Annotated in this window: 26 protein-coding genes and 1 pseudogene; 16 read left to right on the forward strand and 11 right to left on the reverse strand. The window is 40.4% G+C overall.

Features of this window, described 5'->3' with window-relative positions; translation table 11 throughout:
- Window positions 1-2: 2 nt before the first annotated feature.
- From C3V44_RS11500 to C3V44_RS11530, 6 genes are all read right to left on the reverse strand, one after another.
- Window positions 3-2,081, reverse strand: a complete 2,079-nt coding sequence (locus C3V44_RS11500; protein ID WP_106096556.1) for a TonB-dependent siderophore receptor — start codon at window positions 2,079-2,081, stop codon at window positions 3-5.
- Window positions 2,078-2,389, reverse strand: coding sequence for a type II toxin-antitoxin system RelE/ParE family toxin (locus C3V44_RS11505; RefSeq protein WP_009418832.1), 312 nt, complete (start codon window positions 2,387-2,389; stop codon window positions 2,078-2,080). Before C3V44_RS11505 ends, C3V44_RS11500 begins: the two co-directional genes overlap by 4 nt.
- Complete coding sequence (locus C3V44_RS11510) at window positions 2,377-2,592, reverse strand: hypothetical protein (protein WP_016479107.1); 216 nt, start codon at window positions 2,590-2,592, stop codon at window positions 2,377-2,379. The genes C3V44_RS11505 and C3V44_RS11510 overlap by 13 nt, the downstream gene beginning before the upstream one ends.
- Before the next feature lie 46 nt (window positions 2,593-2,638).
- The gene (locus C3V44_RS11515) at window positions 2,639-3,565 is read right to left on the reverse strand and encodes a Dyp-type peroxidase (protein ID WP_106096557.1); all 927 of its coding nucleotides are present in this window, start codon (window positions 3,563-3,565) and stop codon (window positions 2,639-2,641) included.
- Between the two features lie 271 nt (window positions 3,566-3,836).
- Window positions 3,837-5,108 (reverse strand): adenylosuccinate synthase, encoded by a 1,272-nt coding sequence (locus tag C3V44_RS11525; RefSeq protein ID WP_106096558.1) that lies wholly within the window; start codon window positions 5,106-5,108, stop codon window positions 3,837-3,839.
- An 11-nt stretch (window positions 5,109-5,119) separates the two neighbouring features.
- A complete protein-coding gene (locus tag C3V44_RS11530; RefSeq protein WP_106096559.1) occupies window positions 5,120-5,617 on the reverse strand; it encodes a Fur family transcriptional regulator in 498 nt (165 codons plus the stop codon).
- A gap of 656 nt (window positions 5,618-6,273) precedes the next feature.
- Here C3V44_RS11530 and C3V44_RS11540 point away from each other — a divergent pair.
- The 6 genes from C3V44_RS11540 to C3V44_RS11565 all read left to right on the forward strand — a co-directional run bounded on the left by C3V44_RS11540 (window position 6,274) and on the right by C3V44_RS11565 (window position 14,186).
- Window positions 6,274-7,347 carry a PCMD domain-containing protein gene (locus C3V44_RS11540; protein WP_106096560.1) on the forward strand — a complete coding sequence of 358 codons (1,074 nt, stop codon included), beginning with the start codon at window positions 6,274-6,276 and terminating at the stop codon, window positions 7,345-7,347.
- Window positions 7,340-8,122 carry a porin family protein gene (locus C3V44_RS11545; protein ID WP_106096561.1) on the forward strand — a complete coding sequence of 261 codons (783 nt, stop codon included), beginning with the start codon at window positions 7,340-7,342 and terminating at the stop codon, window positions 8,120-8,122. The genes C3V44_RS11540 and C3V44_RS11545 overlap by 8 nt, the downstream gene beginning before the upstream one ends.
- A gap of 12 nt (window positions 8,123-8,134) precedes the next feature.
- The gene (locus C3V44_RS11550; RefSeq protein ID WP_106096562.1) at window positions 8,135-10,528 is read left to right on the forward strand and encodes a heavy metal translocating P-type ATPase; all 2,394 of its coding nucleotides are present in this window, start codon (window positions 8,135-8,137) and stop codon (window positions 10,526-10,528) included.
- 192 nt (window positions 10,529-10,720) lie between these two features.
- A complete protein-coding gene (locus C3V44_RS11555; RefSeq protein ID WP_016479113.1) occupies window positions 10,721-11,395 on the forward strand; it encodes a succinate dehydrogenase cytochrome b subunit in 675 nt (224 codons plus the stop codon).
- A 4-nt stretch (window positions 11,396-11,399) separates the two neighbouring features.
- Window positions 11,400-13,427, forward strand: coding sequence for a fumarate reductase/succinate dehydrogenase flavoprotein subunit (locus C3V44_RS11560; protein WP_106096563.1), 2,028 nt, complete (start codon window positions 11,400-11,402; stop codon window positions 13,425-13,427).
- Window positions 13,428-13,433: 6 nt separating this feature from the next.
- Window positions 13,434-14,186, forward strand: coding sequence for a succinate dehydrogenase/fumarate reductase iron-sulfur subunit (locus C3V44_RS11565; RefSeq protein ID WP_002677206.1), 753 nt, complete (start codon window positions 13,434-13,436; stop codon window positions 14,184-14,186).
- Between the two features lie 68 nt (window positions 14,187-14,254).
- On the opposite strand, the gene C3V44_RS11570 is transcribed toward C3V44_RS11565, so the two are convergent.
- Entirely contained in the window at window positions 14,255-14,860 is a 606-nt protein-coding gene (locus tag C3V44_RS11570; protein WP_106096670.1) for a DUF4254 domain-containing protein, read from the reverse strand.
- Between the two features lie 85 nt (window positions 14,861-14,945).
- Between C3V44_RS11570 and C3V44_RS11575 the strand changes: the two genes are divergently transcribed.
- From C3V44_RS11575 to C3V44_RS11615, 9 genes and pseudogenes are all read left to right on the forward strand, one after another.
- Window positions 14,946-15,500 carry a glutathione peroxidase gene (locus C3V44_RS11575; protein WP_106096564.1) on the forward strand — a complete coding sequence of 185 codons (555 nt, stop codon included), beginning with the start codon at window positions 14,946-14,948 and terminating at the stop codon, window positions 15,498-15,500.
- Window positions 15,501-15,511: 11 nt separating this feature from the next.
- Window positions 15,512-16,648, forward strand: coding sequence for a glycosyltransferase family 87 protein (locus C3V44_RS11580; protein WP_106096565.1), 1,137 nt, complete (start codon window positions 15,512-15,514; stop codon window positions 16,646-16,648).
- Between the two features lie 19 nt (window positions 16,649-16,667).
- A complete protein-coding gene (locus tag C3V44_RS11585; RefSeq protein ID WP_106096566.1) occupies window positions 16,668-17,594 on the forward strand; it encodes a glycosyltransferase family 2 protein in 927 nt (308 codons plus the stop codon).
- A gap of 16 nt (window positions 17,595-17,610) precedes the next feature.
- Window positions 17,611-18,015, forward strand: coding sequence for a hydroxyisourate hydrolase (gene uraH, locus C3V44_RS11590; RefSeq protein ID WP_009410877.1), 405 nt, complete (start codon window positions 17,611-17,613; stop codon window positions 18,013-18,015).
- An 11-nt stretch (window positions 18,016-18,026) separates the two neighbouring features.
- Window positions 18,027-18,794: pseudogene (locus C3V44_RS11595) on the forward strand (polysaccharide deacetylase family protein).
- The gene (locus C3V44_RS11600) at window positions 18,794-19,714 is read left to right on the forward strand and encodes a DUF535 family protein (protein WP_106096567.1); all 921 of its coding nucleotides are present in this window, start codon (window positions 18,794-18,796) and stop codon (window positions 19,712-19,714) included. The pseudogene C3V44_RS11595 and the gene C3V44_RS11600 overlap by 1 nt, the downstream one beginning before the upstream one ends.
- 4 nt (window positions 19,715-19,718) lie before the next feature.
- Window positions 19,719-20,435, forward strand: coding sequence for a bacillithiol biosynthesis deacetylase BshB1 (gene bshB1, locus C3V44_RS11605; RefSeq protein ID WP_106096568.1), 717 nt, complete (start codon window positions 19,719-19,721; stop codon window positions 20,433-20,435).
- A 7-nt stretch (window positions 20,436-20,442) separates the two neighbouring features.
- Window positions 20,443-20,634, forward strand: a complete 192-nt coding sequence (locus tag C3V44_RS11610) for a hypothetical protein (protein ID WP_002673203.1) — start codon at window positions 20,443-20,445, stop codon at window positions 20,632-20,634.
- Window positions 20,634-21,185, forward strand: a complete 552-nt coding sequence (locus C3V44_RS11615; RefSeq protein WP_002673201.1) for an RNA polymerase sigma factor — start codon at window positions 20,634-20,636, stop codon at window positions 21,183-21,185. Before C3V44_RS11610 ends, C3V44_RS11615 begins: the two co-directional genes overlap by 1 nt.
- 35 nt (window positions 21,186-21,220) lie before the next feature.
- Here the strand turns inward: C3V44_RS11615 and C3V44_RS11620 are convergent, their stop codons facing one another.
- A complete protein-coding gene (locus C3V44_RS11620; RefSeq protein ID WP_106096671.1) occupies window positions 21,221-22,579 on the reverse strand; it encodes a suppressor of fused domain protein in 1,359 nt (452 codons plus the stop codon).
- Between the two features lie 147 nt (window positions 22,580-22,726).
- Here C3V44_RS11620 and C3V44_RS11625 point away from each other — a divergent pair, with 147 nt between their 5' ends.
- On the forward strand, window positions 22,727-23,041 hold the full coding sequence (locus C3V44_RS11625; RefSeq protein ID WP_009410871.1) for a hypothetical protein: 315 nt from the start codon (window positions 22,727-22,729) through the stop codon (window positions 23,039-23,041).
- 105 nt (window positions 23,042-23,146) lie between these two features.
- Here the strand turns inward: C3V44_RS11625 and C3V44_RS11630 are convergent, their stop codons facing one another.
- From C3V44_RS11630 to C3V44_RS11640, 3 genes are read right to left on the reverse strand one after another with little or no spacing between them, the layout of a single operon-like run.
- The gene (locus C3V44_RS11630; RefSeq protein WP_106096569.1) at window positions 23,147-24,466 is read right to left on the reverse strand and encodes a leucine-rich repeat protein; all 1,320 of its coding nucleotides are present in this window, start codon (window positions 24,464-24,466) and stop codon (window positions 23,147-23,149) included.
- Between the two features lie 48 nt (window positions 24,467-24,514).
- Window positions 24,515-25,423 (reverse strand): hypothetical protein, encoded by a 909-nt coding sequence (locus C3V44_RS11635; RefSeq protein WP_106096570.1) that lies wholly within the window; start codon window positions 25,421-25,423, stop codon window positions 24,515-24,517.
- Entirely contained in the window at window positions 25,420-26,529 is a 1,110-nt protein-coding gene (locus tag C3V44_RS11640) for a DUF4856 domain-containing protein (RefSeq protein ID WP_174683118.1), read from the reverse strand. Before C3V44_RS11640 ends, C3V44_RS11635 begins: the two co-directional genes overlap by 4 nt.
- Window positions 26,530-26,572: the final 43 nt, after the last annotated feature.

The raw sequence follows: 26,572 nt of genomic DNA on the forward strand, positions 1-26,572 counted from the left end.
CCTTAAAACTGCGCTGCAGGAGCGGTATCGTTGTTGAGCTTCTTGTCTACCGAATTGTTCTTTCCTTTGGAGAAATCGTAGCTAATCCCTAATACAAACATATTGCGGTTGTTCTCTATGTAGGTATAACTATGCTGGTTTACCAAACCTTCGTAACTGCTCTTCATCTTGTATTCCGAAGGCATTCCTAACCAAAACACACCACCTTTAAGTGTCCAACTACCTAACTGGTATTCTATAAAAATATCATTGTTATTTTCATAAGTGCTCATAGTGTTGCCGTCTATGTAATAAATAGGAAAGTTGAAACTGTAATCTACCCTCAAATCTTTATAGGTAAAAGTAAGTGATAGGTTGTTGTCGATATAATCATTGCGAGCGCGTAGTCCAACATCAGTAACCAAAGTCTCACGTGTAGGGGCTATATTAGCTGAAAATACAAATAAATCATTCCTTAATGGTTTAAAAGTACCATCTAATGAAAAGCCAAACTCCTCGTGATATTTACTGTTTTCATAAGTGCTGAGTAGTCCATTGCGTACGGGGTCTTTGATATAAATATCAGTAATCACACGTTGGGTATTTTTGTAGAAGGGTTGAAGGTTAAAATCGGTGTACTCATTGTTGAAAGTATAAGAGAGTCCAGTCCAAAATATATGTTGTGATTTTAGGTAAGGATTTCCTGTCTCCAAGATGTTCGGCGCTTGTTGTGCTATATTGCTACTGAGTTCTGCACTACGCGGACTGCGGGGTACATAGTAACTTGTGAGGCGCAAACTCTGGTTATTAGCGAGTTCATAACCCAACACTACCTTCGGCGTAAACACCCATTCGGTAAAAGTGTTTTCGGCACTACGGTTGTGGGTGTGGGTAAGCCCAGCACTGGCTTTGTACATAAAATTAGCCTTTTTGCCTACAAACTCGGTGTACAAATACTGATTGGTATAGGTAACATCGTAAGCCGAAGTACCTGTCAAGTTACGTAAGTCGTTGTCGATAAAAGTACTGCTAATGCGGTAGCCCGAATTGAGTTTGCCTATAGTAAACTGATGAGTATGAGCTACTTCACCTACCCAACCGCGTTGTTTTACTTTCAAATCCATATCATCGTCGTACACATTCTGCTGGGTTGCGGTCTCCCATTCCTTTGAGAGGTTTTCTTTGGTAGTGTTGTAATAACTCCCTACGACGTTCACGCTCAATTCATCGCGTTTGCCTAATTTTTTAGAGAAGTATAGGTCTACTTTGGGGCGCAACCAGTGGTCGTGACTTTTACCTGATAATGTGTGATGGCTAACCGTTGTGCCTTGTGTAAATAGGTTTATGCCATTGCTATGTGCAGAGCGATTCAAAAGTTCCATTTCGGCTTTAGCTTGGAAACTATAGTTTTGTGGTACTACTGCGCTATAACGCACTGAGGCGTTGTGCGCATTATAGCTAAACCCTGATTTTGACAGTTGGTCGTTTGCATAACGGACACCCGATAGTTCATAATCGGAATGTTCTTCATAATGTCTGTCGTTGTAATTGCGAAACTCCAATTTGTATTCCACTCCCAACGTATGCTTGCCTTTGGTGTAGTTACCATAAGCCGAAGCATCTACAAAACCCGTAGTAAGTGCCGAAAGCCCATCCACCCCTACCGAATACCCCTCTTCAGCCGAACGTGTGATGATGTCCACCACTGTGTCAGCCCTATTGCTCCATCGCGCAGGCGGAATATCGTAATAGTCTATGCGTGCTACGTTTTGAGGAGCGATACCGCGTATTTGTAGGTCGGTTGCCTCTACACCGTTTACCAATACCAAGAGCGTACCCCTTTTAAGGGTAGCAATCTGGTTGGTTACAGGATTGAGGTGCAGGTTAGGCAAACTGCGCAAGAGGTCTTTGGCATAGCGTGCTTGTTCCACAGCTTTCTTTTCAAAGGTAAAGCTCGCCTTATCGGTATATTGTGTTTTGCGCTGTGCTTTTACAATTACCTCATTGAGCACAATCGTATCCAAAGGTGTTTCAGGCACTACTTCTTGCGCTGTAGTGGTCATAAAATAAACTAATAGTAAGCTGGTTAAAAGGTGCTTCATAGTGTTAATCTTTCTAATTTTGTAGGGTCATTTCTATTATCCCAAAAAGAAAGTATTTCAATTCTGTCGGTTATGCGGTAAATAATAGAGAAGTTTTTAAGAACTAATAGACTCCTTATCTTGAAATATGGAGTGCTCAAATAATGCTCTTGTCCAATAAAGGGATTATATATAAGCAAATCCTCACTTTTCTCCACTTCATTCATAATTTTTATAGAATAAGAGTTTGATTTATTATGGTTTGTCCAATAAGACAAAATATCATAATACTGCATTTCTGCTTCTAGTGTCCATTCTAATTCCCACATACTATTTCACGTGCTTTTTTTCTAACTTCAGTATAAGGTTTTAACAATCCATTATTAGCTTGTTCAATACCTCTTTCTATGGAAGTTAATTGTGCTTCAGTGAAATGTGTTTCACTCCTTTCAAAAGAGATTTGTTGTTCCTTGAGCCATTCTTCTACTAAAAGTTGCTCTTCTGTGTTTAAAGGTTGTACTAATATATTCATAGTTTTTTAGGTATATTGTTAAGGATAATTAGTTGTATAGTTCCTTTTATCCTGCAAACTCGTCTAACATATCCAAAGATGGTACAAAGAAAAGTGTCCCTGTTTCGGCAGTGCTGAAATCTAATAGACGGTCGTAATTGCCAGCGGGATTGCCTATAAACATATTAGTAAGCATCTTTTCTACCGTGCTAAACGTATTGGCATAGCAGATGAAGTAAGTGCCCATTTGGTGACTTACGGGGTCGTGGAAAGGCATATTGTCTCTCACTACTTTCAAATCATCACCTACATTGGCAAGTGCCGAGTGCGCGTTCGATGGCTTGGTATCCTCGTCCATTTCTATGTCCATTTCTTTGCTACGCCCTATTACTTTTTCTTGTTCGCTAACGGGGAGCGCACGCCAAGCGTTCATATCGTGCACGTATTTTTGTACGAATAGGTAGCTTCCTCCTTGGTAATCGGGGTCTTCTTCACCCACTACGGCAAACTGTTCGCGTTCTGCGCCACGCGGGTTTTCGGTACCGTCTACAAAACCGATGATAGCGCGCCCGTCCCAATATCTAAAACCTTGTACGTTTACAATACCATTGGCGATGGGTTGCATTACCTCGCTAATGGCAGCTGCCATATCGTAAGCCAAGCTGGGGTTGTGTGCGCGGATATGAAAGTGTAAGTCGCCTTCGGTGGATACAGCAGTGTGTTTACTACCTCTGATGGGCTCAAAATCTTTGAGTTCTTTGGGGAGCGGTTTAGGTAACCCTAAAGTAAGCCACGCTCTATGGCTAATGCCTATGGTTACACTGGCACGACCTTCAGGAAAGCGGTCGGCTACCGAGTTGTTGAGGTTCCCTACCAAACCACATACTTTTGCAAAAGTATTATTAAGCAATGTCTTGTCTATATCTTTTTTAAATGCCCATACCAAAAATATGGTATTGTTATTAGGCAAGTCTGTTACATTCTGATAATTCATTATATTAAGTATTTTTAATTTTTTAGGGATATTTCACGTGCTCTTTTCTTAACTTCAGTATAAGGTCTCAACAATCCGTTATTAGCTTGCTCAATACCTCTTTCTGTGGAAGCTAATTACCCTTTTGTGAAATAAGTTTTTCTTCTGTCAAAAGAAATCTGTTTTTCCTTGCACCATTCTTCTACTAATAATTGCTCTTCGGTATGTAAAGGTTGTGTACTATGATGTTCATAGTTCATTCATTTTATAACTTCCTAAATTCACTGATGTTCTACCGAATAATCGTTTGAGTTCTATCAGGCCCCACCGATACTACTTTGATGGGCACTTCGAGTTCTTTCTCTAAGAAACTGATATAATCCAAAAGTTCTTTGGGGAGTTGCTGGTAATTGGTGAGTTTGGTAAGGTCTTGTTGCCAGCCTTTGAGTTCCGTATATATGGGCGTTACGTTCTGTTCTTCTATATTGTAAGGCAAGTGCTTGATTTCTTTTCCTTTATAAAGATATGATGTACATACTTTTAAAGTCTCAAAACCGCTGAGCACATCGGCTTTCATCATTGTAAGTTCGGTAACTCCGTTTACCTGTACAGCGTATTTAAGGGCTACCAAATCAAGCCAACCACAACGGCGACGCCTACCGGTAGTGGCTCCAAATTCGCGACCTACTTGGGTCATTGTTTCGCCCACTTCGTCGAACAGTTCGGTAGGGAAAGGCCCACTGCCCACACGGGTAGTATAAGCCTTAAAGATACCTATTACCTCACCAATACTGCGAGGAGCTACACCTAAGCCCGTACAAGCTCCAGCAGCCGTTGTGTTCGACGAGGTTACAAACGGATAGGTACCAAAATCAATGTCCAACATAGAACCTTGTGCTCCTTCGGCAAGTATTTTTTTACCTTTTTTGAGGGCTTGGTATAGGTATTCTTCACTGTCGATAAGCTGAAACTCTTTCAGCACTTTTATCGCTTCAAAAAACTCGGTTTCCAACTCTTGTAGGTTATACTGAATATCCACTTTGTAGTTAGCGAGCATTTCTTCGTGTTTATCGGTGAGGTTACGGTAACGCTCGTTAAAGTCACTGAGCTCTATATCGCCCACGCGCAAGCCGTTACGACCTGTCTTATCCATATAGGTAGGTCCTATACCTTTAAGAGTAGAACCTATTTTAGCTTTACCTTTGGAAGCTTCCGAAGCAGCATCTAAGAGGCGGTGGGTAGGCAAGATAAGGTGTGCTTTGCGAGAGACGAGCAAATTCTGTTTCAGGTTTACCTCGTAAGGAGCGAGTGCCTCTATTTCTTTTTTGAAAATGATAGGGTCTATCACCACCCCATTACCGATAATATTTACAGCACCTTTGTGGAAGATTCCCGACGGAATAGTGTGTAACACGTGTTTAATACCGTTAAATTCAAGAGTATGACCTGCGTTAGGACCTCCTTGAAAGCGTGCGATAATGTCGTAGTTTTGCGTAAGGACATCTACTATTTTCCCTTTTCCTTCGTCTCCCCACTGAAGACCTAATAATAAATCTACTGCCATTTTTGTTTCTTTTATTTAGTTGCTTTCTCTTCTTTTGGGGCATCTGCTTTGCGTGTACCGTAAAAATAAAGAGAGTGATTGCTAATATTAATGTTAAAAACTTCTTCTATGGTTTTCTGTATTGCTTGAATACGAGGGTCGCAAAACTCCACAATCTCACCCGTATCGGTGAGGATTACGTGGTCGTGCTGACGGTCAAAATACGATTTCTCGTAATACGCTTGGTTTTGTCCAAACTGATGTTTGCGCACCAAACCACATTCCAGCAAGAGCTCAATCGTGTTGTAGAGGGTCGCTCTACTCACCCGATATTTTTTCTTTTTCATATTTTCATAGAGGGTCTCTATGTCAAAATGGTCGTTGTATTCGTAAATCTCCTTCACAATCGCATAGCGCTCAGGGGTCTTACGGTGTCCATTGTCTTCCAAATATTTGGTAAGCACCTTTTTTACAATCTCCAAGTTCTCTTCGGAGGTGTTTTTTTTATCTTTCTCAGCTATATTTTTCATATATTAAATATGTTTTTCAATAAAGGGCAAAAGTACTATTTATTTTTCAGAAAACAAAACACTACTATTATTTTTCAAAGCAAACACACCTCAGCCTCGCTACATTCGCCCTCTTAGCATTGCTTCAACTCCTCCTTTGAAGATATCTTTACCACATTACCCTCGTCATTCGTCCCCCGTCATTTGCCATTTCTTCCCTTTTCCGTCCCTACAATTCCCCCTCTCCTTGGGAGAGGGACGGGGTGAGGATTCTCTTTTCTTTCGCCTCGAAACCCTGTTTTTAACATTTTTAACCTTGTTGTATTATATTATGAATCAATAATTTATATACCCTTTCTATACCAATCGTCCAAGATTCGTATAAGCTTCCTATAAGCTCTCTATAAGCTAACCCCACCCTCCTCATAGTCTTTTTTCACCAAAATCTCTCTCAACTCTCTTCCGAACTCCTCCGTTTTCTTTCGCTCTCTCTAACCTATCCGATTTGCCCGACAAGTCTCACCTATCAATAAACGATTTTTATCACTACTCATTTCCTCATTTTCTCATTTCCTCATTTTCTCATTTACTAATTTCCTCATTTTCTAATTTCTGGCATTATTGATATTAAAAAAATATTTCCTACCTTTGCAGTCTAAATTCACTGAACAGCATATATGAAACTTCAAAACATCATCATTACCATAGCCTCGCTATTCACATTGCAAAGCTGTATCAAAAGCGAAGCCCCAAATACCGAAGCCGATATCCTAACCTGTGAGGTCGACGGCAATCTGCTCATTCGTGAGCCCATAATCCAAAACACTGAGGTAAAACTCTACGTAACCGATTTAGATAAAGTAAAAAATCTCGCCCCTCGCTTCACCCTTACACAAGGGGCAACTATCAGTCCTACCAGTGGTACAGCACGCAATTTTTCTACCCCTCAAACTTATGTGGTAACCTCTGAGGACGGTAATTGGCAGAAAACTTATAAAGTGAGTTGTCTTACTAATGAAATTATCGCTCACTATCACTTCGAAAACGCTCGTATTACTGATGGCTACTACACTTTTTACGATACCTCAGTAAGCGGACAAGAAATCGCTTGGAGTAGCGGAAATGCAGGTTTTAAATTTACCAACAGTAATGCTAAACCCGATGAGTTTCCTACAAGTCAGAGTGAGAGTGGATACAGAGGGAAATGCGTGAAACTCGTAACACAAAGCACAGGGGTTTTAGGAAAAACTTTTGGTGCTCCTATTGCAGCTGGTAATCTCTTCACAGGAAGTTTTGAAATAGATTTGTTCACCCCTGCAAAATCTACCCATTTCGGGATTCCTTTCAAAAGAAAACCTACTCATCTCTCAGGATATTACAAATACAAAGCTGGTGAAAAACTTACCGATAAAAATGGCAATGTAATACCTAACCAAAAAGACAAATGTGATATTTATGCAGTGTTCTATGAGGTAACTTCTCAAGTACCTCATTTAGATGGCACTAACATCAAAACGCACAATAATATAGTGTTAATGGCACAACTAACCGACAAGAGAGAAACCGATAATTGGGTACAGTTCTCTATTCCTTTTAAAACAATAAAAGGTCGCTCTATCGATGCTAAAAAACTAAAAGAAGGAAAGTATAGTCTCGCTATAGTGCTTAGTTCCAGTGAAAAAGGCGCTGATTTTACAGCAGCCGTAGGTAGTACTCTTTATGTAGATGAAATGCAATTGTCTTATGAATAATGAAGTTATGAAAAAGAATATCGTTATTGTATGCTTAATGCTATTGAGCTGTTTTTCATACGCGCAAAACGAACGTACTGAAACGCTTGTACAATCAGAAGCTAAAGGTTGGGAATACGAACTAAAAGCTGGCGTAAATATAGGAGGTGCAAGCCCAATACCACTCCCTAAAGAAATAAGGAAGATAAAGGGATATAGCCCAAAGTTTAATGGCTCATTTGAAGGGACTGTAACCAAATGGCTTACTCCTAAATGGGGTATCTCAGCTAGCTTACGATTCGAAGAAAAGGGTATGGAAACCGATGCAAATGTAAAGAACTACGGAATGGAGATTATAGAACAAGGTAACCACGTAGCGGGCTATTGGACGGGTGATGTACATACTACCTACAAAAGTTCATTTGTTACCCTGCCCATATCACTGAACTATCGCCTTGCTAATCGTTGGAAACTGCGCTTAGGTACATTCGTTTCTTATCGTATGGACGGCAATTTCTCAGGCTATGTTACCGAAGGTTATTTACGAGAAGGTAGTCCTATCGGTGAGAAAGTAAGTTTCACTAACGGACAGATAGCCTCTTATGATTTTAGCAATCATCTCCGCCATTGGCATTGGGGCACACTGATAGGAGGCTCTTGGCAAGCGTTCAAGCATTTCAATATCAATGTTGAATTATCCTATACAACAAACAATATTTTCAAAAAGGACTTTAAAACAATTACTTTTGATATGTATCCTATCTATATGAATATAGGTTTTGGGTATCGTTTTTAAACTTTCTACCTTATGGAATACAATATAAAAGGTATGGGGTGCACAGGTTGTGCCAATACCGTACAAAAAAAACTCTCTGAAGTAGCAGGCGTAACAGCCGTTACCGTAGATTTCGCTACTAAAAAAGCTATTGTAGAAACCGATAGAGAAATCCCTTTTGAAGCTCTTGAAAAAGCCTTAGAAGGTACTCATTATAGCATTCACGAAAATACTCTTTCTCAAAGCGTACCAGAGCACCATCACCACGAAGAGTCTCCCAAAAAAGTTAAAGGCAATGGTGTTTTCTATTGCCCTATGCACTGCGAGGGCGATAAAACTTACGACCACCCTGGGGATTGTCCCGTATGTGGTATGGATTTAGTAGAGCAAGTAAGCACAGAGGCTCCTGAAGGTGAAAGTGCGGAAGAGCAAAAGCGCAAAAAGTTACGCCGTCACTTTTGGGGTGCCGTAGCTTTTACACTCCCTATCTTTATCATTGCAATGAGCGGAATGTGGCACGACAATCCGCTGTATGAGTTAATGCCCGTAAGTGCTTGGAACTGGGTGCAGTTTGCATTATCACTACCCGTAGTGTTTTATTTCTGCTGGATATTCTTCGAAAGAGCTTGGCGCAGTATCAAGACTTTGCGCTTCAATATGTTTACTCTCATAGGGATAGGTGCTGGTGTAGCTTGGCTTTTCAGTGTAGTAGGACTGTTAGTCCCTGATGTGTTTCCTGAACAATTCAAAGAACACGGTACAGTACACTTGTATTTCGAAGCTGCTACCGTGATTCTCACTTTGGTACTCTTAGGGCAAGTCCTCGAAGCCGATGCCCACAGTCGTACCCAAAGCGCTATCAAAAAACTATTGAACTTAGCGCCTAATGAAGCTACTAAAATTATTCACGGCAAAGAAGTAACCGTCTCTGTAGAAGAAGTGAAAAAAGGCGATTTGCTTCGGGTAAAACCTGGGGAGAAAATTCCCGTAGATGGAGTAATTACCGAAGGCAGTGCGAGCATAGACGAGAGTATGATTACGGGCGAACCTATTCCTGTGGAAAAAGAAGTGGGCAATAAGGTGTCAGCAGGTACGCTCAACGGTATGCAGTCCTTTGTGATGCAAACCAAAAAGGTAGGTAGCGATACCCTGCTCTTTCAAATCGTACAGTTGGTACAACAAGCCAGCAGTAGCCGTGCTCCTATTCAAAATTTAGCCGACAAGATAGCCTCTTACTTTGTACCTATTGTGATAGGTATTTCAGTGCTTACCTTTGTGGTATGGTCGGTTTTTGGAGGTGAAAATGCTTACGTATACGCCCTGCTCAATGCCGTAGCAGTATTGATTATCGCTTGCCCTTGTGCACTCGGTTTAGCCACCCCTATGTCGGTAATGGTAGGCGTAGGCAAAGGAGCTCAAAACGGTATCTTGATACGCAATGCCGAAGCCTTAGAAGTGATGAACCGTGTTAATACTTTGGTTGTAGATAAAACGGGTACCCTCACCGAAGGTAAACCTAGTGTGAGTCGTGTGCTCACTTTTGGCAATACTACCGAAAAAGACTTGCTACAAACGCTTTACAGTCTTAACAAGCATAGCGAACACCCGCTTGCCAAAGCTACCAATACATATGCTCAAGCACAAGGCATTACTTCCTTACCTTTCACCCACTTTGAAGCCTTAGCGGGCAGAGGAGTAAAAGCTACTTTTGAAGGAAAAGATTATTTCTTTGGCAACGAACGCCTAATAGAAGAACTCAATATTGCTTTGCCCGAAGAAGTAAGCACTGCTGTAAAAGCGGAGCAAGCGCAAGGGAAGACCGTTTCGCTCGTAGTCGTAGGAAATCAAGTAATAGGGGCAGTCGCCATAACCGATAAAGTAAAAACTTCTACTGCTGAAGCGATACAAGAGTTGCAAGACTTAGGGGTAGAAATCGTGATGCTCACCGGCGATAATCCGCTTACAGCTGAGGCAGTAGCCAAAGAAATAGGTATCACTCAATACAAAGCGGGAATGCTTCCTCAAAACAAGCAAGAGGAAGTAGCGCATTTGCAAGCGGAAGGTAAAATCGTAGCAATGGCAGGCGATGGTATCAACGATGCACCTGCTTTGGCACAAGCCAATGTGGGTATTGCAATGGGTAATGGCACTGATATTGCCATAGAAAGTGCTAAAATCACCCTGGTAAAAGGCGACTTGTGCGGAATTGTAAAAGCCAAAAAACTCAGCAAAGCGGTGGTGAAAAACATACGCGAAAACCTTTTCTTTGCGTTAGTGTATAACAGCGTAGGTATACCTGTAGCAGCAGGGGTGCTATACCCTATCTTTGGTATCTTGCTTTCTCCTATGTTGGGTGCCTTAGCAATGAGCTTTAGTTCTGTAAGTGTTATAAGTAATGCTTTAAGATTGAGAAGAACAAAATTATAAAGAACAAAAAAAGCAATACAAAATGTTAATCTCCTCTTAATAAATCAATTTCGGCTACTAACTCTTTTCTTCTTCTTTAAACCGAATATAAATTAAGGTTTTTGTGTAATTTTTGTTGTATAGGTAATAAAAATGCCTTACTTTTGTAGCGAAATTATTTAACGTAAATATATAAAAAAAACTATAAAACGAATGGCAGGATTATTTAAAACATCTGTTGCAAGAAAGGTGGCGATGGCTCTCTCGGCACTCTTTCTCATTCTCTTTCTAATCATTCACTTTGCGGTAAACATCACCTCTGTGATTAGCGAGAGTACTTTCAACGAGCTATCTCATTTTATGGGCACCAATCCTCTTATTCAGTTTGCTTTGCAACCTGTATTGCTCGCTGGGGTGTTGTTCCACTTCATTATGGGATTTGTCTTGGAAATCCAAAACAAAAAAGCTCGTGGTAGTGAGGCATATTACAGCTATAATGGGGGTGCTAACTCCACTTGGATGTCTCGTAATATGATTATCACAGGAGTGGTGATTCTTCTCTTCTTAGGGTTGCATCTCTATGATTTTTGGGTAGGCGAAATGAACTACAAGTACATCGAGCAATTACCTCCAAACCCCGACCGCTACTACGGAGAATTAGTAGAGAAATTCCACAACCCTGTGCGTGTGGGTATTTATGTGTTAGCCTTTATTGCTTTGGCTTTGCACTTGCTACACGGCTTTCAATCATCTTTCCAATCTATGGGCTGGAAAGACGATGAGCGCAAAAAGTTTATCAGCTGCGTTGGCAATTGGTATTCTTACATTATCTGTGGAGGCTTTATCTTCATCGCCCTCTTCCATTACATTAAATTTTTAACAGCTTAATCTTATGAGTACATTAGATTCTAAAATTCCTGAAGGTCCTATAGCGGACAAATGGACGAAATATAAAGACCATATCAACCTCGTAAACCCTGCTAACAAGCGTAATATCGATGTGATTGTGGTAGGTACTGGCTTGGCAGGAGGTTCGGCTGCAGCTACCCTCGCTGAATTAGGCTACAACGTGAAAGCATTTGCTTACCAAGATTCTCCTCGTCGTGCGCACTCTATCGCCGCTCAAGGGGGTATCAATGCCGCTAAAAACTATATGGGCGATGGCGACTCTATCTATCGCTTGTTCTACGATACTGTAAAAGGGGGTGACTACCGCGCTCGTGAGGCAAACGTATACCGTCTTGCTGAAGTATCTGGCAACATCATCGACCAATGTGTGGCGCAAGGCGTACCTTTCGCTCGTGATTATGGCGGACTCTTAGACAACCGTTCTTTCGGTGGGGTATTGGTTTCTCGTACTTTCTATGCCAAAGGTCAAACAGGGCAACAGCTCTTGCTCGGTTGCTATGCCGCAATGAACCGCCAAATCGCTCGTGGTAAAATTGATATGTACAACCGCCACGAAATGCTCGATGTGGTAATCGTAGACGGCAAAGCTCGCGGTATCATCGCTCGTAACCTTGTTACCGGCGAAATTGAACGCCACTCTGCTCACGCTGTGGTTATTGCCTCTGGTGGTTATGGTAACGTATACTTCCTTTCAACCAACGCGATGGGCTCTAACGCTACTGCAGCTTGGAAAATCCACAAAAAAGGTGCTTACTTTGCTAACCCTTGCTTCACTCAAATTCACCCTACTTGCATTCCTCGTTCAGGTGACTATCAGTCTAAATTAACTTTGATGTCCGAATCATTGCGTAACGACGGACGTATTTGGGTACCTAAGAAAATGGAAGATGCAGTAGCGATACGCGAAAAACGCAAAAAACCTACTGAAATTCCCGAAGAAGACCGCGATTACTACTTGGAACGCCGTTACCCCGCTTTCGGTAACCTCGTGCCTCGTGACGTGGCTTCACGTGCTGCTAAAGAGCGTTGCGATGCAGGCTATGGTGTAAACGAAACAGGTGAAGCTGTTTATTTGGATTTCTCCTCTGCTATCGAACGTTACGGTAAAGAACAATGTAAAATCCACGGTGTAGAACCTACTAAAGAAGAAGTTACTAAACGCGGTGAAAAAATCGTAGAAGCCAAATACGGTAACCTTTTCCAAATGTACGAAAAGATTGTAGCCGAAAACCCTTACAAAACACCAATGATGATTTATCCTGCTACTCACTACACTATGGGTGGTATTTGGGTAGATTACAACTTGATGACCACTATTCCTGGTTGTTATGCTATTGGTGAGGCTAACTTCTCCGACCACGGAGCTAACCGCTTAGGAGCTTCTGCCTTGATGCAAGGTTTAGCCGATGGTTACTTTGTATTACCTTACACTATTGGCGATTACTTAGCCGCTGATATCCGTACCGGTAAAATCCCTACTGATACTCCTGAGTTTGACGAAGCAGAACGCATCGTAAAAGAGCGTTTGGCTTACTTCATCAACAATAAAGGCACCCACTCTGTAGATTACTTCCACAAAAAACTTGGTAAAGTGATGTGGGATAAAGTAGGTATGGCGCGTAATGCTGAAGGCTTGAAAGAAGCTATCAAAGAAATACGCGAAATACGCGAAGATTTCTGGAAAAACGTAAAAGTACCTGGTGAACTCACTGGTATGAACGTAGAGCTTGAAAAAGCGGGTCGTGTAGCCGACTTCCTTGAACTTGGTGAGTTATTTGCTAAAGACGCTTTAGAGCGTAATGAGTCTTGTGGTGGTCACTTCCGCGAAGAGTATCAAACTCCTGATGGTGAGGCCCTCCGCGACGACAAAAACTATGCTTATGTAGCCGCTTGGCAATACACTGGTAATCCTAAAGAAGTAGTGAATACCTACAACCCTAGTGAAGAGGTAATGCATAAAGAACCTCTTGTATTTAAAGATATTGAACTTAAACAACGTAGTTATAAATAGAAAGATATGGCAACGATGAACCTAACACTCAAAGTGTGGCGACAAAAAAACTCGCAAGAGAAAGGTCGTATGGTAGATTATAAAGTAACCAACATTTCAGACCATATGTCTTTTTTGGAAATGTTGGATGTACTCAACGAACAACTCATTGAAAAAGGAGAAGAACCTGTAGCATTCGACCACGATTGCCGTGAAGGTATTTGCGGTATGTGCTCACTCTTCATCAATGGGGAAGCTCACGGACCCGACCGTGGGGTAACTACTTGTCAGTTGCATATGCGTATGTTCAAAGATGGTGATACCATCACTATTGAACCTTGGCGCGCTACTGCTTTCCCCGTTATCAAAGACTTGATAGTAGATAGAACCGCTTTTGAACGCATTCAACAAGCAGGGGGATATATCTCTGTGAACACTTCTGGTAATACGCAAGATGCTAACGCTATTCCTATCCCTAAACGCGATGCTGACCGCTCTATGGACGCTGCGGCTTGTATAGGTTGTGGAGCTTGTGTGGCTACTTGTAAAAACTCTTCAGCTATGCTGTTTGTAGCTGCCAAAGTATCGCAATTTGCCCTCCTTCCTCAAGGTCGTGTAGAGGCTACCGAGCGCGTACTCAATATGGTAAACCAAATGGAACACGAAGGTTTTGGTAACTGTACCAACACAGGAGCCTGCGAAGTAGAATGCCCTAAAGGTATTTCACTTGAAAATATCGCACGTCTCAATAGAGAATACCTCAAAGCTAGTATTCGTTAATTAGCAAATTTTGAAAATTAGCAAATAAAAAACTGCCTCAAAATTTTTGAGGCAGTTTTTATTATCTCTTATTTACTTCCTCTCAGTACTGGGTTCAACTCATCATCATTGTACATCTTCATTTGTTTATAGACTTTCATATACTTGCGACCAGCGGCTATATCGTCTAAAAGCTGGTTGAGAGCGGTAGAGAGGTCTTTTTTCTGTTCGAGGAGAACATTCAGTTTTTCTTGGCATTTAGCGCGATGTTCAGAAGTGGCATCGGGGCGGTTTACTTCTTCCTCCATATGGTAAATTTTCAGTGCTAAAATCGAAAGCCTATCCACTGCCCAAGCAGGACTTTCAGTATTGATAGTAGCTTCAGGTAACGGTTTTACTTCTTTGTAAAAGTCTAAAAAATAACTATCTATATACTCTACCATATCAGTGCGATCTTGGTTAGAAGCATCAATTTTGCGTTTGAGGTCGAGGGCAGCCACTGGGTCGATATGTGGGTCGCGAATAATATCCTCGTAATGCCATTGCACGGTGTCAATCCAATTCTTGCGATAAAGCAAGTGATTGAGCAAGTCGGTTGACGGATAAGGGTTTACAAAAGGCTGATATACATCGTCGGCAATGTGGTATTGCGCAATACTTTCTTCAAATATTTTAAAAGCTTTTTCTGAAAACATAGTCATTAATTTTTGGGCAAATATAAAGTTTTTCTTTAATAAATCAAACCTTTTACGTAACTTTGCCACAAATTTTAATTTTTCTATGAAATACTTCATTTTTATTATCACTTTATTGACCCTTACTATGGAAAACCTACAAGCACAAAACAACGCTGATAATCAAACTATTTATCAGTTTACTGTAGAAGATATCAATGGCAAACCCTTTGCTCTTGCCGACCTCAAAGGCAAGAAAGTAATGATTGTTAATACTGCCTCAAAATGTGGTCTCACCCCTCAATATAAAGAACTCGAAACGCTTTATCAGCAGTATAAGAAAAAGGATTTTATCATTATAGGATTCCCCGCTAATAATTTCTTAGGACAAGAGCCTGGTAGCAACGAACAAATCGCTTCATTTTGCAGTATCAACTATGGAGTAACATTCCCGATGATGAGCAAAATATCGGTAAAAGGAAAGAATATGCACCCTCTATATCAGTTTCTTACCCAGAAAGCGAAAAACGGTGTAGAAGATTCTAAAGTAAAATGGAATTTTCAAAAATATCTCATTGGTAGAGATGGCAAGTTAGAAAAGGTAATCGACCCTAAAACCTTACCTTCTAGCGATGAAGTAACACAATGGATTGAAAAATAACACTGATAACAATGCTAAAAAAACTATTTGAAAATTACCGCTTTATCACAATACTATGGTTTGCTCTTGCGCTGGCAACTGTGGTACAGAACGTTTGGATAGCTGGCAAGTTCAACAACTACCTAATTTTTGACGGGGTATTTTGGCATACTCTCAAGCAATTGCCCTTATACCTCCCCTATCCTGACGAGTATTTTGATACAAACCATTACGGTATCTTATTCAGTGCAATTATCGCTCCGTTTGCCTTGTTACCCAAGTGGATAGGTTGTACTTTGTGGATAATGGCAAATGCAGCTTTCTTATATTGGGCAATTAGGCAATTGCCTCTCTCTAAAAAGGCAATTATTGCGGTACTGCTTATTGCTGCTCACGATATGTATACCGCTGCTGCTATGCAACAGTTCAATATCAGCGTGATAGCACTATTAGTAGGTGCTTTTGTGTTTATAGAACGCAGGCAGAGTCATTGGGCAACCTTGCTCATTGTAATAGGCACACTCACTAAACTCTACGGCATTGTAGGTCTAGCATTTTTCTTCTTTGCTAAGGACAAATGGCGATTTATTTGGTCAGGGTTATTTTGGCTCATCGCTTTATTTTGTTTGCCAATGCTCTACTCTTCACCCGATTATGTAGTTTCACAGTATTTTGATTGGTATGCTTCTTTGGCTGAAAAGAATGTATCCAACCTAAATACCACCACTTACAACTTACAAAACCTATCACTTTTAGGCTTTTTGCAACGCACAGGCATTTATAACAACAACAGTATAGTCATTCTCATCGGGTTAGGGCTATTTGCGCTACCTCACTTGCGCATTCAGCAGTATAAAAATCTCAATTTTAGATTGCTTCTATTTTCAGTGAGTATTTTCCTCTGTTTGTTTAGTACAGGTACTGAAAATAGCACTTATGTAGTAGCTTATGTGGGAATTGGGATATGGTTTATGGTAAGCGAGCTCCATCCTAAACTCAAAATCACTCTATTGGTATTGGCTATGTTAGGCTCACTCTCCCCTACTGATTTATTCAAACCACTGAAAGAGCCCTATATCATTCGGTATTCACTAAGAGCTGTTCCCGTAATGCTGATTTGGCTTGCGATTATATACGAACAACTCAGTTGTCAGTTATCAGACATTTAGTAGACTAAGAAATTAGAAGATGAAAACAATAGAAATAATAGTACCATGTTATAACGAAAGTGAAAATATACGTCCGTTATATGAAGCTATACAGAGTGTTTTTGCTGAAAAACTCTCTGATTATAGCTATACTTTACTTTTTGTAAACGATGGCAGCAGCGATAATTCTCTTGAGGTACTCAAATCTTTGGTTGAAAGTGATGTTCGTGTGAAATATCTATCGTTTTCGCGTAACTTTGGTCACCAATTAGCACTAAAAGCAGGATTAGACCACTCGTTTGCTGATGCTGTTATCTCTATGGATTGCGATTTGCAACATCCCCCTACTCTTTTACCCGAACTCATTGCTAAATGGGAAGAAGGCTATCAAGTAGTGGCTACTTTGCGCACCTATCCCGCCGACACCCCTAAAAAGAAACAAAAAGGCTCTCAACAGTTTTACAAACTTCTCAATCTGCTTCCAGATATAGAAATCAAGGAGGGTTCAACTGATTTTAGACTCTTAGATCAATCGGTAGTAGAGGTAATTCGCTCGATGAGAGAAAATGAACCTTTCTTGCGGGGTATGGTACCTTGGGTGGGATTCCGCCAAACTTATATCCCTTACACTGCAGCTTCTCGTTTTGCAGGTGAAAGTAAATACACTGTTAAGAAGATGCTACAACTAGCGATTACAGGTGTTACTGCTTTCAGCATCAAATCCTTATATTTCGCTGTATTTTTAGGCTTTGCATTCTCTGCTCTATCACTATTGTACATTCCTTACGTGATATATACCTTTGCAAGTGGCACTGAAATATCGGGCTGGGCTTCATTGATTATGACGATTGTTTTCTTTGGCGGGTTACAACTCATCATTTTAGGTATCATAGGTATTTACATAGGAAAAATCTTTAAACAAACTAAAGACCGACCTTGTTATATTATTCAAGAAGAAAAATTATAAATAAAAACATATAAAAATGAGAAATACAATTCTAATATTGCTAATATTTTTTAGTTCATTTATTCAGGCACAAGAAAAATATCAATTGTCAAGTCATATTTTAGATATTTCACAAGGTAAACCTGCTCCAAATGTAAAAATAGCTCTATTTAAGCAAGATAAAAGTCAAAATTGGATATTGATAGATGAAAAATATACGGATACCAATGGGAGAATTAAAGATTTTTTGAAAGAAGAATCTGATAAAAATAATAACGGAGTCTATAAACTCACTTTTTATATCACTCCTTATTTTGAAAGATTGAAACAAAAAACTTTTTATCCTTTTATAGAAGTAGTTTTTGAGATAAAAGATAATCAGCATTATCATATTCCGATTACATTATCTCCGTATGGTTATTCTACTTACAGAGGAAATTGATAATTATAAAAATGATTTATTTAAGTTTCGACATAGAAGAGTTTGATATGCCCAAAGAATACGGCTACGACATTGCTTTCGAGCGACAAATAGCTATATCACGCGAGGGGCTTACCGCTATTAGACCTACTCAAAAAACACAACGCCAAGGCTACTTTCTTTTCGACGGTAGTCTTTGCCGAGCAAGTCCCTGACCTTATAGAGCGACTCCTCCGTGAGGGACACGAATTAGCCTCACACACTTATATTACCATTCCGAATTTGAAAATGCGCACCTCAAACGCTCTAAAGAAGCTTTAGAACAACAATTTGAGGTAACTATTGAGGGATTGCGTATGTCCAGAATGCTTGAAGTAAGTGCTGAGGAGGTAAAAAAGGCCGGTTATCAATACAATTCATCGGTAAATCCTACATTTTTACCAGGGAGATACAACAAATTGCACGTGCCAAAACGATTTTTCAACGAAAATGGCTTATGGCAAATCCCTACAGCGGTAAGTTGGTTTAGAATTCCGCTCTTCTGGTTATCTTTTCACAATTTTCCTTTGTGGATTTATAAGTTTTTGCTGAACAGATGTGTAGCCTCTATGGGCTATGCTACTTTGTACTTTCACCCTTGGGAGTTCACCAATTTACACCAAAAAGAATTCAATTTTCCAGCGTATGTAATGCGTAACAGTGGTGAGCAGATGATAGAGCGTTTTGACCAATTGTTGCAATATATTGATAAAAAAGGCTGGAAAACGAGCCTCTATAAACAATTAACAATCGAGAATTAATGACGACAAGAGAACTACTACACGATGCTTTAGCTTTGACAGAACATAGTTTTGCCAACGAAAATCCTAAATACATCAAAAAACAAAAGAACAAGATACTCTTCCACACCTTGTTAAACATCCCATTTGCTAAAAAATGGTTCAGTTTGATACAATCAGAAGAGTATAAATGGGTGCTTTCACACCGTCCTCGTATTTATTTTAAGCCTTTTAGGGTGTATATGTCTACCAAATGGGGCAAGAAAGAACGAACTAAAGCCTTGCTGAGTTGTTATGCTTTTATCAAGCAACAGCCTTTTTTGACGCGTGTTATCCAAGAAGAAAAGCCTATCAAATTGGCTGAGTTCACAATGAAATACAACGGCGAAAAGGGACAAATATACCTCGGATACAATGAACGTTTCCGCAAAGAAGGGGAATTAGTGGTCTCGTTGCATTGTGATAGTTATCAGGAGGCTATCTGTGAAGCTTCTTTTGTGATTGATAAAGAAAATGAGGGATGGGTATGTCGTATAGGCTGTGTGCAAGGTAACAAAAGTGCCGAAACTGAAAATGCTATCAAGGAATTACAAAAACAAATGTATGCTCTTCGTCCTAAAGCCCTGATGATATTTATCATTCAGGAACTTAGCAAGCAATTAGGTTGTACCGCTTTGTATGGAGTAGGCAGTAAAATTCAGGCACATAACAAAAAACACTTTATTCATATAGAATGGTTGCACAAACTCAGTTTTAGTTATGACACATTGTGGAAAGAAGCCGATGGCACTCCCGATAAAGATGGGTGGTTCAAGCTCCCTATTGAAATGAACCGCAAACCAATGGAAGAAATCAAATCGAGCAAGAGATCACTCTACCGCTATAGGTATGAGATGTTAGACAAAATTGCAACAGAAATAAAAGAGACAATTAACAAATAACAAGATGAAATTAGATATATTAGCTTTTGGGGCACACCCCGATGATGTAGAATTAGGGGCAGCAGGCACCATTGCCAAAGAGATTAGCTTAGGCAGAAGTGTAGGCATTATCGACCTGACACAAGGCGAATTGGGTACACGTGGCAGTGCTAAAATACGCCATCAAGAGGCAACCAAAGCCAAAGAGCTATTAGGGGTAACTATACGCGAGAATTTGAAGTTCCGTGATGGTTTTTTCATAAATAACGAAGCTCACCAAATGGAGATTATTAAAAAAATACGTCAATATCAGCCCGAGATAGTACTTTGCAATGCTGTAGACGACCGTCATATCGACCACGGCAAAGGTAGCAAACTCGTGAGTGATGCTTGTTTTCTCAGCGGTTTGCGACGCATCGAAACTACTCTCGACGGTGTAGCACAAGCGGCTTGGCGTCCTAAAGTAGTGTATCACTACATTCAGTGGAAGAATATAGTCCCTGATTTTGTGGTAGATATCACAGGATTTATGGAAGCCAAAGTGAATGCTGTGTTGGCGTACAGCTCTCAGTTTTACGACAGTAATAGCAATGAGCCCACTACTCCAATTTCTGACAAGAACTTTTTAGATAGCGTTACTTACAGAGCACGCGATTTGGGTAGGCTAATTGGTACAGATTTTGCGGAAGGTTTTACGTGTGAGAGAGTCCCTGCCGTGGAATCTCTTTTTAATCTTAAATAACTGAAAAATGAAATTAATATTATTAACTATTGGTATATTACTGCTATGTGTAGCAGGTATGGCAATTAAGATTTGGGGTAAAAAAGGCGGTAAATTTGCTGGTACTTGTGCGAGCCAAAATCCACATTTAAACCCTGAAGGGGAACCTTGCAGTTTCTGCGGTCGCTTACCCGACGAACAAGAGTGCAGAAATAAATAATGGCAGAAGCACTTGCTGAAAATATAGTCGCTGCAAAAGCAGGTAAACAACGAGCTTTTAGTTGGTTGTTGGACGAGTTTTGGACTGATGTGTACAACTTTCAGCTCAAGCGTGTGAATGATGAAGTTGAAGCAGAGGATATTAGCATACAAACATTTGCTAAAGCATTCGATAAGCTTCATACTTACGACGAGCGATACTCTTTCCGCACTTGGTTAATTGCTATTTCTAAAAATATTCACATAGATAACCTGAGAAAGCAAAATGAGTCGCTATTGCACTTAGATCGAGAGGAAAAGCAATCTAAAACGCTGATAGATGAGACCCCCATCATAGAGGATAGCCTCATTATGGAACAGCAGTTCGACTACTTGTTAAAGAGCATAAAACAACTAAAAGAGCCTTACCGAACGGCAATACAACTGCGCTATCTGCACGAAAAAAGTTATAAAGAGATTGCCGAAGAGATGCAATCACCGATGAGCAGTGTGAAGATTACTCTGCTAAGAGCTAAGAAAATGCTGGCAGAGATATTAAAGAAAAACAGATGAAACCTTTATGTTTCATCTGTTTTTTTATGCTTGTTTTATAAAGCTACGTTCTTGCGGTGGATATCTATGACTTCGGAGATTTGGTATTCATCAAAAAGACTGAGAAGCTCATCTACACCTTCTTCTAATTTTAAATCCATTTCTTCTGGATAAATAGGCAAAATACAATAGAAATTGATAATCGTACCGTCTTTGGTGTGTAACTTTAAGAAGTCCTGTGGTGCCGATAAGTAAGGGGGCATTAGCAGTATACAACCGAAATCGGTATTAGCAATAGGCTCGGCATCGGGACCATTGGGGATAGTGTGCCCTTCAGCCATCCACGTTTTGTACTGATGAGGAAAACGCGCTATCATTTTAAGAAAGTAGATAGGCCAATAGTTATCGTCGTCTTTAAAAGCCTCATCGCTGATAGGCCAATTGGCGGGGAGGTAGACCATTAGCTCAGCGTGGCTGTAGTCGTTCGGGTCATCCAAGCCTTCGGGCAAATACATCGGGTAGTCGCTCATACCGGTAGTAAAGAGCACGTGGTAAGGCGTTTCTGAAGTAGGTTTGATCCAATGTACATCTATATGCACGTATTCTGAGAGGATTTCGTGGAAAACGCTGTCTATTTTGCCGATATATTTTTCAAAATGGTCGCAAATTTCGTCCATATACACACAAGTACGGTCGGGCAATACAAAATCGCTTCTGTCTTTTTCGGAATAGTTATAGACGTTAGAGCCTCCTTCCGATACATAATCGGGGGTAGGAGCGAAGATATTAGGCAAATCGTTTTCTTCGTCATAAGAAACGGCATCAATGAGCGAGTGTGTCTCGTTGTCGTAGTACACAATTCCCTTTTCAATATCATCAGTAAGGAATTCTAGCCAATCTTCCATAGAGTCGTGGTGCAAATCCATAAAAGAGGCTTCTATAGAATCCAACACCAAATCTATTTCTCCTATCTGACCTATCACGCCTTCTTCATCGGGATCGAGGTCTATGAACATAAAGCGCGCCCCATTGGAGAGGAACGGAATCCATTTAGGATTATAAAATTGGTTTTTCACTACCTTATCCCAGCACATATCAATCGCCTCTTCTTCATCAAAGCGGAGTGACTGCCAATTAGGCACACTCTCCAATTGCTCAAGCCAGTGTTCTTGGGTGCGTTTGATTTCTTCTAAGGGGATAAAGCGCAAACCATTTAAGAAGAATATATCGTTTTCGCCTTCTTTTTGTCCGTTGAAAGTCTGGTATAGTTTTCTCACCTCAGAAGGCAAAGTAATACCCATTTCCGCCTCAAATACCGCTATTTGGGTATCCGAAACACCTTTGTTGAGACTTGCAATAAGAGGAGTTGCTTGTTCAAGTATTACATCTAAAAAACGTTTGACAGTTTTTTCCATAGTCATTTTATACAATTAGTTTTTCGCAACAAATGTACGACTTTTCTATTAAAAAAACAAATATCATTTTATATTTTTCCGTTTTTTCTTTTTAAATATTAAAATATTGCATATCTTTGCGCCAAATTTTAATAAAACAAAAGACGTATGGACAGTAAAGTTACATCAGTTTTGAGCTATTTTGGCTTACTTTGGCTTATTGCCTTTTTTTTCGGTAAGAAAGATGAGAAATCTATCTATCATTTAAAACAAGGATTTGGGTTATTCGTTGTAGGATTCCTCTTCGGTATTGTACTCCAAATTTTATTTAGTGTTTCGCCTACTATTGCTGGAATTTTTTCTCTTCTTGGTATCGTTCTTTTCGTATTGTTTATCATTGGGGTAATCAATGCTGTAAAAGAAGAGCAAAAGCCACTTCCTCTTATTGGTAAATCTTTTGAAAATATTAGCTTTATCAAATAAGTAAGGTATTTAAAAGTACAAAAGAGGCTGTTAGGAAAGATCCTAACAGCCTCTTTAAATCTTCAGAAGGGGATTCAAAAACAATAATAATTTACTGATTTAAAATTAATTAAGCTCTTTGATAGTTCCTAATTTCTTCCAATTAGGAATGGCTTCATAAGCACTTTTAGCATTTTTGGGAACGTACACAGTAACATCTGTAACTTTAAAGAAAGTAGAGTTAGCAATAGTAGGAGGTGTTGCTGTTTCCAAAGTAATTGTTTTCAATGCTGTACAATTAGCAAAAGCTGTTCCTGCTATGTTAGTAACCTTACGCATTGTAACAGCAGCTAATTTGGAAGCTCCCCAAAAAGCACTGCCTTCTATTTTAGTTACATTATTAAAATCTATTGAAGTAATTTCACTTGCATTTCTAAAAGCTCCTGCTCCTATACTTGTTCCTGCATCGGGTATTTTGATAGCTCCTTTAGCAGTAGCTCCTGCTTTGAGGGTTACTACACCGTCATTACTTACTTCAAAAATATCATCTTTAGCTTTTACAATTACAGTGATGGCTACTGTTTTGTTTTGGTTGTCTTTAAGGGTGATAGTGGCAGTACCTGCAGCTACTCCTTTGATAATCACATAGTGGTGAGTATCCTTTTTACCAGCTACTTTTTCAGTTTTCTCTTTTACTTCAGCAGTTGCAATATTATCAGCTGAGGAAGTAATGGTATAACTAGGGTTACCAGTGTTGATACGGACTTCGGTAGTAGCTTCGGTTTCTACCTCAGCAGTAGTTTTAGCAATAGTAAGCTCAGCGGCAGTAACAGTTACTTTGAAAGAGGTAGTTTGATTGTTAGTATTATCTTTTACCACTACTTGAGCAGTCCCTACATTGAGGGCTTTTACACGTAGGTTTTTACCGTCGGGGTTACCATTTACAATACGGTCTTCTACAGTGATACTCACGCTTCCCGCAGGACTGATTGTGAAAGAAAGATTGTATGCTCCATTGTGTTCAGCGTTGAGGATTCTGTTCACATCATCTTCTCCGTTTACAAGGGTGAGTGTTTGTTTTTCTACCGAAAGTCTTTCGCTAGGGTCAATATTGCTTTCAACAGTTACAGCTATAGCAGCTTTTTGTCCTTTAGCATCGGATACTGTGAGAGTGGTTTGTCCTTCGGCTATTGCTGTGATTTTCACGTTGTTTTGCTCGATTGCTGCTGTAGCAATGTTTTTATCGGCACTCTCTACTTTATAACCGCCATTGCCCGCTGTGATACGCACGATAGCGCTTTCAGTTTGCTTTACGGTTACTGCCGATTTCTCTAAAGTAAGTCGCTGAGGGGCTTGTTCGCCACCGTTGTTGTCATCTTTTTTACAAGCTGTAAAAAGAAGGGCTACTAGGGCAAGCCCTAAGGTTAAAAATCTGAGGTTTTTCATAAAAAATATATATAAAATTAAAATTAGACTCTATGGGTTAGTTTTTTGTCAATTGTAATAGGGCACTACTATTTTTAGGGTTTTACCGCGCAAAACCACTTGTTGGGTAGCGGTGCGCACTTCTTCTACGTAAAATTTAAGATTTTCGCGAGTAGCTACTCCTCCTAACTTCTTGTATTCGATGAGCAAATTGATATGAGTACCCGCTACTGGATTCTCAATAGGTGGGATTTTGTAATACCAATTGTTAAGCGCATTGACGTTAGCACGCCCCGAAAAGAAAGTGCCTGTAGTGCGTTCACTTATAATACGCGCAGGGTTAATAGCTTGACTAAGCGAACGGCTGGTATTCTGGTATACGCCTAACTGATTGAGAAAGCCTTTTTCGTCTATACAACGTACTTTTACTTTCAGCTCTTTAGGGGCGAGTCCTGCCGAGGTAGTGGTGAGGGTGGCTACTCCTTCGGCTTTGCCTCTTATCTCTACAATCCCACTACTGCCGTTCCAAGTAACTTTCATCACCTCATCGGGGTCGGTAGTGGTGAGACTCACAATATCACCGCCGCCTAAGCGTATAGTTTTATTGATATCAGTAGGGGCAAGGGTTACTTCATCAGCTGAAAAACTGAGTTCGTTAGGGCGGACGCTAATCTCCAAACGTGCAGTTTGGTTGTGTGAATGAATGATTGCGTAAGTAGTTCCTTGTTCTTGAAAACTCTTTATCTTCAGGGTATCCTGACTGATAGAAGCACTTGCCAAACGACTGTTAGCAACATTCACTGTGTACTTGTGATTACCCCCTGAAAGCAATATATCGTGCTGACTCTGAGGGTAGAGTGTGAGCTGAGTGAGCGAGCTGCTCTCGGTGCCTATTTTGATAGGCTCGGTGGTATCTGTTTTGTCTTCACAGGCACATAGCACTATGGCAAAGAGACATAAAAGTATATTTTTTGTCATAATTGGTAACGTTCAGCGATTTGTTGTGTGATGTTTTTAAGTGAACCTACAATTTCGGCAGGCGCTAACAATCGGGATTTATTCCAAAGTCCGGTGCCTGCTACAAGTTGATTTTGGAGGGCTTTTACTTCGTCGTAAGTAAAATAAAGACTGCCATCGGGTTTGCGAGTGAATTGCAACGCGTATAGAAATCCATAACCTTGCGACAAGTATTTGAAAGCCTGCTTGGGCGATTCGCTGTAATTGGCAAGGGTATTTGCCCCCGTAAGGGTGTGAATGGTGCGAATAGCCATCACTTTGGAGAGTTCTTTGCGAATGATATACATTTGCTCATATAAGGCTTCATAGCGATAGCGCCCTAACTCTATGCGCCCCTGTACAAAAGCATTGCGAATTTTGCGTTGGGCACCTGCCAAAGCAGCTACTCCATCGGATTGGGTGAGTGATTGCAGATGCAGGAAGTAGCCATAAGCCAAATCCCAATGGTGTTCAAGTTGGGTGTAGTTCTCACCGGCAGGCAAGACTACGTTTTGGTGTTCACGGCGCAGGGTAGCATCGGAGAAAAAACGCTCGTCTAAATGGTACAAGAGGATTTTATCTAAATAGAGAGCTCCGTTTATAGTGTATATGAACACTTGTGCAGGGGCAATGCCCTTTTCATCTACATACACACGATCGGCATCGCCTATTCTACGACCTGCATCACCAGAAACGCCTTGTTGGGCTTCGCGTAGCGGAATATTTTTGGCTACGAGAAAGAGATTTTTTACATCTTCTCTCACTTGAGCAGTAGCTGCCAAAGGTGAGGAGGCTACTTCATCAGCGGGTTTTACGTATGAAGTCCCCTCATTGTAATAACGCAAAATTTCGTCGTAAGTGAAATTAGAAATAGCACCGTTGAGCAAACGCCTTTCGATAATATCCAAAGGTTCGCGCAACAAGCTCACGCTATGTTCATCAACACTCGACTGCCCATTGCGGCTGAAAGTGTAGGGGATATCAGCTTGCGGACGCAAGATATTAGCAGTCTCCACAGTCTCGCCTTCGCCTTTTTGGCAAGCTATGGCAATCAACAGCAGTGAAAAATATGATAGTATGTGTTTCATTTTAATAGATTAAATAGGCAATTGTAAGATAGCCCCCGTTCCC

Origin of the sequence: Capnocytophaga sp. oral taxon 864 (assembly GCF_002998835.1) — a bacterium.
Lineage (GTDB): Bacteria > Bacteroidota > Bacteroidia > Flavobacteriales > Flavobacteriaceae > Capnocytophaga > Capnocytophaga ochracea.